10 protein-coding genes are annotated in these 13,031 nt (G+C 73.9%); 5 read left to right on the forward strand and 5 right to left on the reverse strand.

Annotation, left to right across the window (positions count from 1 at the left end; translation table 11 throughout):
* Positions 1-84: 84 nt before the first annotated feature.
* From GVV76_RS09300 to rfbA, 3 genes are all read right to left on the reverse strand, one after another.
* A complete protein-coding gene (locus GVV76_RS09300; RefSeq protein ID WP_159626586.1) occupies positions 85-1,035 on the reverse strand; it encodes a DMT family transporter in 951 nt (316 codons plus the stop codon).
* Positions 1,035-2,861, reverse strand: a complete 1,827-nt coding sequence (locus GVV76_RS09305; protein ID WP_159524045.1) for a phosphotransferase — start codon at positions 2,859-2,861, stop codon at positions 1,035-1,037. The genes GVV76_RS09300 and GVV76_RS09305 overlap by 1 nt, the downstream gene beginning before the upstream one ends.
* A gap of 110 nt (positions 2,862-2,971) precedes the next feature.
* Complete coding sequence (gene rfbA / locus GVV76_RS09310; RefSeq protein WP_159524046.1) at positions 2,972-3,844, reverse strand: glucose-1-phosphate thymidylyltransferase RfbA; 873 nt, start codon at positions 3,842-3,844, stop codon at positions 2,972-2,974.
* A gap of 70 nt (positions 3,845-3,914) precedes the next feature.
* On the opposite strand from rfbA, the gene manA reads away from it, so the two are divergent.
* The gene (manA, locus tag GVV76_RS09315; RefSeq protein WP_159626588.1) at positions 3,915-5,108 is read left to right on the forward strand and encodes a mannose-6-phosphate isomerase, class I; all 1,194 of its coding nucleotides are present in this window, start codon (positions 3,915-3,917) and stop codon (positions 5,106-5,108) included.
* A 3-nt stretch (positions 5,109-5,111) separates the two neighbouring features.
* On the opposite strand, the gene GVV76_RS09320 is transcribed toward manA, so the two are convergent.
* Positions 5,112-5,855 carry a TIGR03089 family protein gene (locus GVV76_RS09320; protein WP_159626590.1) on the reverse strand — a complete coding sequence of 248 codons (744 nt, stop codon included), beginning with the start codon at positions 5,853-5,855 and terminating at the stop codon, positions 5,112-5,114.
* A gap of 271 nt (positions 5,856-6,126) precedes the next feature.
* On the opposite strand from GVV76_RS09320, the gene GVV76_RS09325 reads away from it, so the two are divergent.
* The 3 genes from GVV76_RS09325 to GVV76_RS09335 are packed head-to-tail and all read left to right on the forward strand — an operon-like array spanning position 6,127 to position 11,881.
* Positions 6,127-6,381 (forward strand): WhiB family transcriptional regulator, encoded by a 255-nt coding sequence (locus GVV76_RS09325; RefSeq protein ID WP_188640695.1) that lies wholly within the window; start codon positions 6,127-6,129, stop codon positions 6,379-6,381.
* The gene (locus tag GVV76_RS09330; RefSeq protein ID WP_159626592.1) at positions 6,378-10,367 is read left to right on the forward strand and encodes a glycosyltransferase family 2 protein; all 3,990 of its coding nucleotides are present in this window, start codon (positions 6,378-6,380) and stop codon (positions 10,365-10,367) included. Before GVV76_RS09325 ends, GVV76_RS09330 begins: the two co-directional genes overlap by 4 nt.
* Positions 10,364-11,881, forward strand: coding sequence for a DUF5719 family protein (locus GVV76_RS09335; protein ID WP_159626594.1), 1,518 nt, complete (start codon positions 10,364-10,366; stop codon positions 11,879-11,881). Before GVV76_RS09330 ends, GVV76_RS09335 begins: the two co-directional genes overlap by 4 nt.
* A gap of 44 nt (positions 11,882-11,925) precedes the next feature.
* Here the strand turns inward: GVV76_RS09335 and GVV76_RS09340 are convergent, their stop codons facing one another.
* Positions 11,926-12,387 (reverse strand): metallopeptidase family protein, encoded by a 462-nt coding sequence (locus GVV76_RS09340; protein WP_235905430.1) that lies wholly within the window; start codon positions 12,385-12,387, stop codon positions 11,926-11,928.
* Positions 12,388-12,481: 94 nt separating this feature from the next.
* On the opposite strand from GVV76_RS09340, the gene GVV76_RS09345 reads away from it, so the two are divergent.
* Complete coding sequence (locus GVV76_RS09345) at positions 12,482-12,925, forward strand: DUF3499 domain-containing protein (protein ID WP_159524051.1); 444 nt, start codon at positions 12,482-12,484, stop codon at positions 12,923-12,925.
* Positions 12,926-13,031 lie beyond the last annotated feature (106 nt).

Raw genomic sequence — 13,031 nt, forward strand, 5'->3', positions numbered from 1 at the left:
GACCAGGAAGCCGCGGCGCGACGTGTCGGGCCGCCCCGCGGCGCGCGGCGTGGCGAGCAAGTGGGGCCGGGCGCGGCCCCGTCCTCACGCCTCCTTCGTGAGCGCGGGGGCGCGGCGCGTGAGCCGCAGGTCGGACCAGTCTGCGGTGGCGGCCAGGACCGTGCCCACGAGGATGACGGCGCAGCACACCACCTGCGAGGCGGTGGGGATGGTCCCCTGCAGGACGAGGGCGAAGATGACCGCCCACGCGGAGTAGGAGATGTTGAGGGCCATGCCCCGGGAGGCGCCGATCGTGCCCAGGGCCTTGTAGTAGAAGAGGTACGAGGTGGTCCCGGCGATGGCCGCCAGGGCGATGACGCCGGTGGCCGGCGTCAGGGAGGCGCGCGCGGAGAATCCGAGGGCCCCCACGATCGGGGCCACTACGAGCAGGTAGGTCAGGCCCGATGTCGTCTGACGGATTTGCAGGGCGGTCTCGTTGTCCACGGAGTCGTCGCGCATCCCCCAGGTGAGGATGACGGCCTCGGATCCCCAGCCGAAGACGCAGGCCAGGGCCGCGATAATCCCCAGGATCGCGTTGCCGCCGCCGGAGTCGGCGGAGGAGGACCAGCCGATCGCGATGATGGCGGCCAGGGCCGCGAGGAGGGCCACGACCTGGCGCGGCCTCATGCGCTCGCCGAGGATGAGGTAGGCCAGGAGCGTGCCCAGGGCCGGGTAGAAGGTGGAGATGATCGCGGTGTAGGAGGGGCCGATGTTGTTGATGGCGATGAGGTAGCCGCTCATGCCCACCGGCCCGCCGAGGAGGGCGGCCAGCGCCACGACCCTTCCCGAGCGGGTGTGCAGGGCGGCGAGCGTGTGGCGCAGGCGCCCCCGTGCGCCCATGTAAGCCATGAGGAGCAGCGCGGAGATGACGTCGTGGAGGAGGGCGCTGGCGATGGGCGCCTGCGGGGCCCCGAGGAACGGGGTGAGGGCGACGGCCATGGCCAGGATGACGGTGTCGAGGCCCCAGGTGGCCCCGCTGATGGCTCCGTAGCGCATCAGGCGCTCCTCCTCGCGCTCAGGGCCTCCGGGGGGCCCGTGAGGTCCGTGCCGGAGATGTAGGAGTCCAGGAGGGAGTCTACGTAGTCGACGGCGTGCCGGTAGTAGATGAGGAACCACTCGCCGACGTCGTCGCCCTCAACCTCCTTGACCAGGGACCACACGTACCAGCACCAGCCGGCGAAGGTGACGTAGGACCAGAAGTGGCGCCGCTCGACGGGGGTGGGGGTGCGGCCGAAGTAGTAGCCCAGGGCGTCCTCGGCGCGCTCGGCGCCCAGCTGCGCGCAGACCACCATCGTGCCGAAGTCGGCGGCGACGTCGGACATGCCGGCGTATTCCCAGTCGATGAGGGAGAGCTCGCCGGAGGCGTCCACGAGGAAGTTCAGCGGGAAGAAGTCGTTGTGGCTGGGGGCTAGCCCGAAGCCGTCGGCGTCGGCGAACTCCTTGAGGCGCAGCACCTTGGCGCGCAGCTCGTCGTAGCCGGGGATATCGATGGGGCCCCGGGCCGCCAGAAGGGACTCGTAGCGCAGCCCCTCGGTCACGAAATCAAAGCTGCGCGCGAGCTCGCGTCCCGACTCGTGCAGGGCGCGGTCCATGCGCATGGCCCGCTCCAACTCGCTGGGATTGGACACGTCCAGGTTGCGGCAGTCGGGGACGTAGCGGGAGATCTTCCAGCCCTGCTCCGGGTCCCCGGCCAGGAAGGTGGAGTCCAGGCCGAGCTCGCCGGCGAGCCGAAGGGCCTCGATCTCCGCGCGGCGGTCGATGAGCTGGTTGGTGCCGGCGCCGGGGTGGCGGTAGACGTACTCGTCCTCGCCCACGGAGAAGTGGCAGGACAGGTTCGTGATGCCCTGCTTGAGGGGGTAGAAGGCGCCGATCTGGCCGCGCTCGCAGCCCAGGGCGGTCGAGATGTTCTCGAAGACCTCCGAGTCGATGTTCTCCATGAAGGCGGGGTCGAAGGTGCGCAGCTCGTCGATGGAGTCGAACTCGTGGATGACGCCGTCGGGGTACTTCCGGATCACCATGTCGAGGCTCTTGATGTGATCGAGGTAGATGGACTCCCACAGTTTGGGGGCCGTCTCGGGCAGCTCGTAGACGGACTCCAGGATCGTGCGGAACGCGGTGGAGAAGGCCCGGTCGAAATAGGCGTGGCCGAGCATCGTCCAGGCGTCCGCCCCTCCGACGGTTGCCCCGGTGATCCGCCCGCCCGCGCCGGTGGTCAGGCACCACTCCTGGGTGGGGCCGGCGATGTACGTTGCCGAGTAGTAGGCCTGGTAGACGTGGGACTCGAAGGGGTTGATCGTGAAGTAGTCGTCCGAGGAGCAGATGTAGGTGTTGGCCAGGTCCTCCTTGACCAGCCACAGGGAGCCGTTGTTGTTGCGGGTCGCGTACTCCTTGTTGACCACGATCCTGGCCCCGTAGCGCTCGGCCAGGGAGAAGAAGTACTCCTTCTTGTAGCCCACGACGATCGTGATGTCCGTGATCCCGGCCTCGTGGAGCTGGCGGATCTGGCGCTCGACGAGGACCTCCCCGCGCACCTTGAGGATGCCCTTGGGGCGCTCGTAGGAGATCGGGGCGAAGCGACTGGACATGCCCGCCGCCAGGATGATCGCGTTGTCCACCCGGTAGGGCTCCAGTGCGGCCCTGCCGGAGGCGGTCAGCTCGCGCTCGGCGATGTAGCCGGCGGCCTCGCACTCGCGCACCGCGGCGTTGACGCTGCCCAGCGACATGCCCGTGGACTCCTGGATCTGCCGCTGGGTCAGGGCCGCGTCCGCGCGCAGGAGCGCGGCCAGGGTGTCGAACTGGGGCTGGGTGAGGGTGCCGGGCATGGGGCGGCCTCCTGTTCGGATCTGAATGGGAACCTCGTATGTTCGAGGCTAGTCCCATGTGCTCAGAAATTGAACAGGAGGCCGTGTTGCCTTCGTCTCGTCGGCGGTCCTCAGCGGCGCCCGCGGGCCAGGAGGTCGAGGAGGTACTGGCCGTAGCCCGACTTGACCAGGGGCTCGGCGCGCTGGCGCAGGCCGTCGTCGTCGATGAAGCCCATGCGCCACGCGATCTCCTCCGGGCAGCCGATGTTGAGGCCCTGGCGGTGCTGGATGGTGCGGATGAAGGCGGTGGCGTCCGCCAACGAGTCGAAGGTGCCGGTGTCCAGCCAGGCGGTGCCGCGGGGCAGGACCTCCACGGTGAGGCGCCCGGCCTCCAGGTAGGCGCGGTTGACATCGGTGATCTCGTACTCGCCACGGGCCGAGGGGGCCAGGTCGCGGGCGATGGCGACGACGTCGTTGTCGTAGAAGTACAGGCCGGGCACCGCGTAGTCGGACTTGGGGTGGGCGGGCTTCTCCTCGATGGAGACGGCCTTGAAGTCCGCGTCGAACTCCACGACGCCGTAGGCGGTGGGGTCGGCCACCTGGTAGGCGTAGACGACTCCGCCGTCGGGGCTCGTGTGGCGGCGCAACTGGGTGCCCATGCCGGGGCCGTAGAAGATGTTGTCGCCCAGGACCAGGGCCGCGCTCTCGCCCCCGATGAAGTCGGCGCCGAGCACGAAGGCCTGCGCCAGCCCGTTGGGCGTCTCCTGGACCGCGTACGACAGGTTGACCCCCAACTGCGAGCCGTCGCCCAGCAGGCGGTGGAAGCTGGGGGCGTCGTGCGGGGTGGTGATGACCAGGACGTCCTGGATGCCGGCCAGCATGAGCGTGGACAGCGGGTAGTAGATCATCGGCTTGTCGTACACCGGCACCAGCTGCTTGGAGGTGCCCAGGGTGATCGGGTTGAGTCGTGTGCCGGAGCCGCCGGCCAGGATGATGCCTCGCATAGTCCCCAAGTGTGTACCATCCGACCCTCCCACGGGTGAAACCCGCCGGTGCTGCAGCTACGGTGTGCCTATGGAGAGACTCCACGGCTTCCGCCAGAGGTACGACTGGGGGCACCCCACCGCCATCCCCGAGCTCCTGGGGGAGGCGCCCGACGGCGCGCCCTGGGCCGAGCAGTGGCTCGGCGCCCACCCCCTCGGGCCGGCCACCATGGGGGAGGGGGCGGGCACCCTCGCCCAGCGGATCGCCGCCGAGCCCGCCCGCCTCCTGGGCGAGGACGTCATGCTCTGCTTCGGGCCCCGGCTGCCCTTCCTGCTCAAGATCATCGCCCCCGCGCGTGCCCTGTCCCTCCAGGTCCACCCCTCCATAGGGCAGGCCATCGAGGGCTATGAGGCCGAGGATCGGGCCGGCATCGACCTGGCCAGCCCCGTGCGCAACTACAAGGACCGTAACCACAAGCCCGAGATGGTCCTGGCCCTGACCGATTTCGAGGCGGTCGCGGGCTTCCGCGCCCCCCGCCGCGCGGCGGAGGTGCTCTCGGGGCTCTCCTCCCCCCTGGCCCGCCGCATGCGCCGGACCCTGCGCCTGGCGCCCGGCCGCTTCGGCATCCGCCAGGCGTTCACCGACATCGTCTCCGTGGACAGCCGTCCCAGCGGTGAGGAGATCTCCGAGCTCGTCGCCGAGCTCGCGGCCCGCCTGGCCGCGGGGGTCTCGCCGTCGCGGCGCGCGGACTCCAACGCGGTGGAGATGGCCCGTGCCTTCCCCGGCGACCCCGGGATCGCCGCCGCCCTCCTGCTCAACCCGGTGACCCTGCGCGCGGGGGAGGCGCTCTTCGTCCCCGCGGGCTCCGTCCACGCGTACATCAGCGGGCTCGGCGTGGAGATTATGGCCTCCTCTGACAACGTCCTGAGGGCCGGGCTCACCCCCAAGCACATCGACATCCCTGAGATGCTCGCCTGCGTCGACTACGTGGCCGCGCCGCCGGTGCGGCCCGCCCCCGAGTACCTCTCGCGGGCGACCCGGGCCTACTACGCGCCGGTGGACGATTTCGAACTGCTCGTCACCGACGTCGCGGCGGCCGATGGCGCCGTGGGGGTCCCCGGGCGCGGTCCGCGCATCCTGCTCGGCATCGACGGCCGTGTAGAGGTCTCGACGACGGCGGGGCGCGAGCGGCTCCAGCGGGGGCAGGCGCTGTTCGTCGGGGCGGACGAGCGGGCGCTCACCGTCGAGGGCGACGGGAGCGTCGTCCAGGCGGATGTGCCCTGACCCTCAGGCGGCCCCCTCCTGACGGGCGGCCGCGGTGGCGAGAGCGTCGTCGGCGCCCGGCGCCAGGAGCACGGCGGCGCGCCCATCCCTCCAGGCGGCGAGGATGGCGCGCATCGCGGCCGGCATCGTCTCGTGGCGGATGAGGACCGCGCCGGGAGTCCCGGGCGTGGCGCCCGCCGGGCCCGTGGCGGGGGGCAGGGAGTCGACCAGCGCCCCCCGGTCGAGGCTCCGCCCCGCGCCGGGCCCGCCAGGCGCCCCGGTGGCCTCGATGAGCGCGGGGGCGCCGGGCGCCGTCGGGAGGGCTGGGAAGGAGTCCGGATGGGCCATGAGATCGGCGACGCCGTCGCTCACCAGGGGCGGCAACGCGCCCGGCCAGCGCAGGGCGAGCGAGGCTCGGGCCACCAGGGCCTGGACGTCGGCGTCCTGGTGTAGCCGGTCGGGGGAGAAGGCGACGCTGACGGCGGGCGCGACGGCGGTGCTGGTCCCGTCGGCGCCCGCGTCCAGGACGCCGCCCCCCGCCTGCCAGGTCCCGAGCCACCAGGTCACCGTCCTCCAGTGGGGCTCCAGCGCGCAGTGGACGAGGGGTGCGGGGCCCGCCTCGGCGTCGAGGAAGGCGGCGGTCTTCGATGACCACATCGCCAGCACGCGCCCCGTCAGCTCGATGCGCTCCTCGGGCGCATACCAGATCAGCCAGGGGCGATCGCCGTCGGCCGAGGTCGGGAGGAGTGGGATGAGGGGGTCGTTCATAGCCGGATTCAATCAGAGTCGAGGTGCTTCTGAGGGTCCCCGGCGAGGCTCGGTGACGGGGTTTTCCGCGGAACGGCGGGTGATCTGCGGGCTTGAGTGGCGCGTCTCAACTCGGTCTCAGCAGATCATGTGGCCTTTCTCGGCTTGATACCTGGTCTTACAGACGTGTAGTTTGGTTTCATCAGTTGATCCTCTCTGAAGGGAAGCCATCGTGTGGAACATCCTCGGCGACGGGCCTCTGGCGCTGTCCGATGATGCTGACGACGCCGCGATCATCCTTCTCTTCGGGGGTGGGGACGAGTCCGGCCCGCTGCCGTGGCAGGAGCGCGCGCTGTGTGCCCAGACCGATCCCGAGGCCTTCTTCCCGGAGAAGGGCGGCTCCACCCGCGAGGCCAAGCGCGTGTGCGCCAGTTGCGAGGTCCGCGAGGAGTGCCTTGAGTACGCCCTCGCCAATGACGAGCGCTTCGGCATCTGGGGAGGCCTGTCGGAGCGGGAGCGCCGCAAGCTCAAGCGCCGGGCCGTATGACCGCGCCGGGCCCCGAAGCCCGCTCGAGCGCCGAGGGCATTCCCGGCGCCGGGGCCGGCCGTGCTCAGGATGAGACCCTCGCCGTCGTCGTGACCGCGGGGGTCACTGCCTTCCTGCCCCGGGCGCTGGTCGCGCTCGCGGCGCAGACCGCCCTCCCGGCCGCCGTGCTCATCGTCGACGTCGCCTCGCGCGCCAACGGCCTGGGTGACGGCACCCCCGTCGAAGAGGCCGTGGAGGCCTCCGGCCTCGACCTCGTCACCGCCGTGCGCATTCTGCGCGCCCCCGCCGCGCTCACCCTTGGCGGCGCCGTCGCCCGAGGGCTCGCCCTCGCCCAGGAGCGGGCCGCGGCCCGGCCCCGCCCGGAGGCCAGTGACGAGGATGAGGGCCGCCCGCTCCTCAGTCTCGACCTCGACCCCTCCGACGCCCAGTGGCTGTGGCTCCTCCACGACGACTCCGCCCCGGAGCCCGACTGCCTCGCCGAGCTCCTCCAGGCCGTCACCACCGCCCGCTCGATCGCGTTGGCCGGCCCCAAGCAGGTGGACTGGGACAACCCTGATCTGCTCCTCGAGGTCGGGCTGCGGGCCACGGGCTCGGCGCGCCGCGCGAACGACATCGTCCCCGGCGAGATCGATCAGGGGCAGCACGATGACCGCAGCGACGTGCTCGCCGTGGGCACCGCGGGCGCGCTCATCTCCTATCAGGCCTGGCAGGAGGTCGGCGGCGCTTCGCCCGACATGCCCCTGCTCTCCGAGGGCCTGGAGCTCTCCCACGCCCTGCGGTTGGCCGGGCACAGGGTCGTCGTCGTCCCGAGCGCCGTCATCCGGCACCGGCGCGCCACCTACCTCGGCCTGCGCGGCGCCGATGCGGGCGGCGCTCCCACCGACGCCGATGAGGCTGCCGGCGCGCCCTCCCCGGTGGAGCGTGCCGAGTCCCCCGATGCCGGGCAGGCCCCCGAGGCCGCCGCCTCAGAGGAGCCACCGGATCTCGACCGCTCCTTCCGGGCCCGCCGCACCGCCCAACTGGTCGCCTGGGCCACGATCTCCACCCGGCCCCTGCTCCCGCTGCTCGCCTGGATGATCCTCCTCGCCCTCGGGCGGGGGGCCTGGCGCCTGCTCACCAAGGCCCCGGGCCTGGCGGGCGACGAGCTGGCGGCCGCCCTCACCGCCGCCTCTCGGCCCGCCCGCATCCGGCGCGGCCGGCGGCGCCTGGCCTCCTTCACCGCCGTCCCGCGCGGTGTGCTCGCCGAGCTGTACCTCGACCCCGCCGAGATCCGCGCGGCCAGGAGGGACCGGGGCCGCCAGGAGCGCCAGCGCCTCGCCCGCGCCGCCGCGCCCAGTGAGCTCGAGCTCGGCGAGCTCGCGGCCCTGGCCACCCGCCGTCGGCGGGCTCTGGGGGCCGTCCTGGCCCTGGCCGCCATCTGCGGCCTGACCGCCCTGGGCGAGGCGCTCACTGCCCGCTCCGTCATGGGCGGGGCGCTCGCCTCGCTCGGCGAGGACTGGCGGGCCCTGTGGGACGCGGCCTGGAGCACCTGGGCGGGCTCGGCCGACGGCTACCCCACCGCGATGACGCCCTTCCTCGCGGTCCTCGCCCTGCCGATGGCGCTGGCCGGCGCGGCAGGGATCAGCGGGGACGCGCTCGTCCACCTGCTCCTGGTCGCCTCGCTGCCACTGGCCGCCGCCGGCGCCTGGTTTGCCGCGGGCGCGGTCACCCGCCGTATCGCCCTGCGAGCCTGGGCCGCCCTGACCTGGGCGGCCGCGCCCAGCCTGCTGTTCGCCGCCGGGCAGGGGCGCCTGGCCTCGCTCATCGTCCACATCCTCCTGCCCTGGGCGCTGGTCGCGCTGGCTCGCGCCGTCGGCGCCGACCGCCGCGATCGCGTGCTCTCGGGCCTGGCGGGCGCCCACCGCATCTCCGACGACGAACTCGCCCACGCCGAGAGCATCAGCAGCGCCCGCGTCGAGGAGCTCGGGGAGCTCGCGGAAGAGGAGCTCGCAGAACTCGGGGAGCCGGGCGAGCAGCACGGGCCCGGGGGCTCCGGGGCCCCGGGGCTGCGGGCGGATGACGCCGGCCCGGAGGGGCCCGCTGAGGCCATCGAAGGTGCGGGGGAGCCCACCCGGAGCCCTGACGACGCCGAAGAGTCCGGGCCCGACGACTCCGGGCCCCACGCCGACGAGGCGGGGGAGGATGACGCCCAGGATGACGCCGGGGAAGGCGCCGGGGCCCCGCCGAGGCAGCCCCTGTCCGAACGGCTGGCCGCCAGGATCCAGCAGGCGGCCGCCGCGGCCCGGGCCACCGCCGCCGTCGAGCACTACGGCCCCGGCTCCCCGACGGCCGCCGCCGTCGCCGGGTTGCTCCTGGCCGCCATCACCGCGGCAGTCCCCGCCACAGCCGCCATCATCGTCCCCGCGCTGCTCCTGCTCATCGTCGTCAAGGCGCTCCAGCGGGCGCTCGGCCCCAGCCGGGCCCCCGGCGGGGCGCGGCGCCTCCTGCTCACCCTCGTCCCGGCCGCCGTCACCCCGGCGCCCGTGTGGTGGCGCGCCTGGCAGCTGCGCGAGGCGGGCGACGGGGCCGCGGCGCTCCGCCTCCTCCTCACCGAGCCCGGCGCGCCCGTGGTCACCCCGGCGCCCGGCCGCGCGGACCTCCTTCTCGGCTCGCCCATCGACCTGGCCTCGCTCATTCCCGGCGAGCACGCGCTCCTGGCCGTCCGCCTCCTGCTGGCGCTCGCCCCACTCCTCGCCCTCACCGGCCTGCTGGCCTCCGGGCGCCGGGGCGGCAGGGCCCGCGCGGGCGTCCTCACGGCGATCGGAGCCCTCGCCCTCGCCGTCGTCACCGCCGGGACCATCATCGGCACCGGCCTTGCGCCCAGCGGCGCCCGCATGACCGTGGTCGGCTGGCCGGGCGCCGCGCAGAGCCTCGCCCTGGCGGGGGTGCTCGCCGCGGCCCTGGCCGGGGCCGATGCCACCCGCGCCGCCCTGGTCCAGCGCTCCCACGGCTGGTTCCAGATCGCCGCGCCCGTGGCCTGCGCGCTCGCCCTCGTCCCGCCCCTGCTGCTCGGCGGCGGATGGGCCCTCGCCGTCGCGCATGGCGACCGCGTCCCCGGCCAGGCGCGGGCCACCAACCCGGGCACCCCCCTCATGGCCCTGCGGCCGGCGGCCCGGCAGGTCCCGCTCATCGCCCGCGAGCTCCAGCGCGCCCCCGAGGCCAGTCGCGTCCTCGTCCTGGGCTCGACCGGGACCGGCGACGGATCGGTGCTGACCGCCTCTATCTGGCGCGGCGATGGCCTCCTGCTCACCGATGCGCTGCCCGAGCCCACCGGGGCCCGTCTCGACAGCCGCGCTGGCCGGTCCGCCTCAGCGGGCTCGGCCGCGGACGGGGCCGAAGGCCTCGCTGACAGCGCCGATTCCTCACTGGCGGCGGCCATCGCCAGCACCGTCGCGGGCCAGGGCGAGACGGCCGCCGACGAACTCTCGGCGCACGGCATTGGCGTCGTCCTGCTGACCACCAGGCAGGGCGACGAGGTCACGGCCTCCGCCCGCGCCGGGCTGGCCTCCACCCCCGGCTTGGAGGAGCTTGCGCGCACGGACGCCGCCGTCTCCTGGCGCGTCATCCCCAGTGATGCCGCGCAGTCGGCGCGCGCCGTCCTCCTCGAGACCGCCGACGGCGGCGCCCCGCGCGCCTCCACCGTCCCGTTCACCGGCCAGAGCACCACCACGACCATCCCCGCCTCCGGGCAAGACCGCGTGCTCGTGCTCGCCGAGCGCGCCGATCCCGGCTGGAGCGCCACCCTCAACGGCGAGCCCCTCCAGGCCACCACCCGGACCGATGGCCGGGGCCAGTGGCAGCAGGCCTTCCTCGTCCCCGCCAGTGGCGGCGAGCTCACCCTCACCCACTCCTCCGCCGACGAGCGGATGCTCGCCGGCGCCATCATGACGGTCTGGGCGATCACAGCCCTGGCCGCGCTCCCGCTGCGCCGTAGGAGGTCCGCATGAGCCCCCACCTCAGCCTCGGGCCGAGCCCCGTTCGGCGCGCCGCCGGATTGGGCGCCGGGGTAGTCTTCCTCGCCGGCGCCGTCGGCCTGGCGGCCTGGGCCGGCCCCGCTCCCGCGGCGCCCATCCGGGAGGTCGACGCCGTCGGCATCGACGCGCCCGCGGGCACCGCGGCCTACGGCTGCCCCGCCGCCCCCGCCAACACCCTCAGCGGCGTCGATGTGCGGCAGGCCACCACGACCACCACGATCCTCCCCGTCGGATCGCCAGCCTCGCTGCGCTACGCGGGCACGGCCGTGAATGCCGGCCCCTCCTCCCCGACGACGCTCACCGGCCCCCAGGGCTCCGGCGGCGGAATCCTCACCGCCGCCCCCGCCAACGACTCCAGCCCCGCCGGTGCCGCCGGCGCCGTCACCTCGGCCACTGATGCGGGGGACCTGCGCGGGCTGGCCGCTGCGCCCTGCGCGCCCGGCCGCTCCGTCGCCTGGATCGTCGGGGGCTCGACCGCTCTCGGCTCCTCCGCCGAGCTGCGCCTGACCAACCCCGGCGTCACCACCGTGTCCGCCCGCGTGCGCCTGTACGGCTCGGCCGGGGCGATCTCCCTTCCCTCCAATGGCGAGGTCGTCGTCGAGCCGGGGAAGACCTCGTCCCTCCTCCTGGAGTCCGCTGGCGCCGCCGATCCGAGGATCGCCCTGTCCGTTGAATCCGACGGCGGGAGCATCGTGTCCACCCTCGTCACCGAGGGCCTTGACGGTGAGACCCCCGCCGGGGTGGAGATGCTCACCCCGGGCGCCGCGCCCGCCACCGAGCAGACCATCCCCGTGGTGGCCCTGGCGAAGGCCGCCGAGCAGGGCTCCGAGGCTGTGAGCGGGGCGGTGTCCTCCGACGAGCCCGTCCTGCGCGTGGTCAACCCCGGGGACACCCCGGCCACCGTCGCGGTCACGCTCCTCGGCAGCGCCGGCCCCACTCCACTGCCCGGCGCGCAGGCCGTCACCATCGATCCCGGCTCCGTCTTCGACATCACCCTGACTGGCGTCGACCCCGGTGCCTACGGCATCCGGGTCACCTCCGACGCTCCCGTCAGCGCCGCCGCCAGGATGGTCCGCGTCGGCGGCGAGCTGCCCGCGCGCTCCGGCGCTCTGGCCCACGACGTCGCCTGGAGCCAGGCGGCCCCGTCCGGCGCTCTCGCCTCCGCGACGGCCCTCATGCCCCGCGACGGCGTCTCGCCGGAGCTCGTCATCTCCTCGACGGCGGGCGAGGCCAGGACCGTGGACCTGGCCAGTCCCGATGGGTCGTGGTCGACCACCGTCGACATCCCAGCGGGGTCGAGCGTGACGGCCCAGGTGCCGGCGGGGGTGAGCGCCGTGCGGCTGAGCGCCGCGCGGCCTGACGGCCTGAGCGCCGCCGTGCTGCTCACCCGCGAGGCCTCGGGGGATGCGGCCGGCCCGCTCATCGCCGTCCTGCCGGTCATCGCCGACTCCGCCGCGCGGGCCTCCACGCGGATCAGCCTCGGCTGACCGGCCCCGGGCGCGAGCCGCGCCGCCGGGGCCCGGGCAGGGCGTCAGAAGAAGTCCGGGTCGATCTCCTCCGGGCGGCGGCCCATCATCGTGGAGACCTGCTCGACGACGACGTGGCGCACGAGCGCGCGCAGTTCGGTGGTGTCCCGGGTCCGGGAGACCACTGGCCGGCGGTAGACCACCACCCGTCCGGGCAGCCCCGCGCGGGGCTCCGGCGCGAAACCGCGCCCCAGGACGATCCCCGGCTCCCAGGGCGCGGGGTCGGAGGGCGGAACCTCCTCGACGGCGAACTGCACGTCCGCGACGAAGGGGTGCCTCCGGGCCAGATCGTCGGCGACCTCGATGACCAGGGCGTCGAAGCGCTCGGCGCGGGTCCGCCAGGCCGGCAGCACCGGGGGCATGAGCGGGCCGCGCAGGCCGTGCCCGTGACGGTCCCGGTGGCGCCTGGCCGACCTCGGGGCCGGGGCCGGGAGGGCTCGGGGCTGGAAGGAGCGGGGGCGTCTCACGCGGCCACCATACGTGCCGGGCTGAGGGGCGGCCGCGCGCGCCTCGCCGTCGCCCTGAGTGATTCCCGATGGCCGGGCGCGATAACCTGCGCTGGTGAGGAATGTGAGGAGTTGCCGGCGGCCCGGCTGCGAGAACCCTGCTGTCGCGACGCTCACCAGCGTCTACGCGGATTCCACGATCGTCATCGGACCGCTGTCAACGGAGCGCCGGCCCGAGGCCTACGACCTGTGCGCCAAGCACGTCGAGTCCTTCACCGCCCCCAGGGGGTGGCAGATCATCCGGTTGGCCACCGAGTTCGCCCCCGCGCCGCCCTCGGAGGATGACCTGCTCGCCCTGGCTGATGCCGTCCGCGAGGCCTCGCGCGCGCCCCGGCCCCCGGCCCGGCCCGCCGAGCACGTGGGCCGCCCCGGCGGCATCATGCCGGCCCCGCTCACCCATGACCCCGACGTCCTGCCAGACCACCTCACGGGCCTCGGGGATGGGGAGATCACCCGCCGCGGCCATCTCCGGGTCCTGCGCGGCGAGAAGGAGGACTGACCTCTCTCTCCCAGCGAGACCGGTCGAAAATAGGAGCGAGACCGGTCCGCGGACCGGGCTCGCTCCTATTTTCGACCGGTCTCGCTCAGAAGGCGGAGTTATGGGT

Source organism: Actinomyces sp. zg296 (assembly GCF_009829695.1).
Classification (GTDB): domain Bacteria; phylum Actinomycetota; class Actinomycetes; order Actinomycetales; family Actinomycetaceae; genus Actinomyces; species Actinomyces marmotae.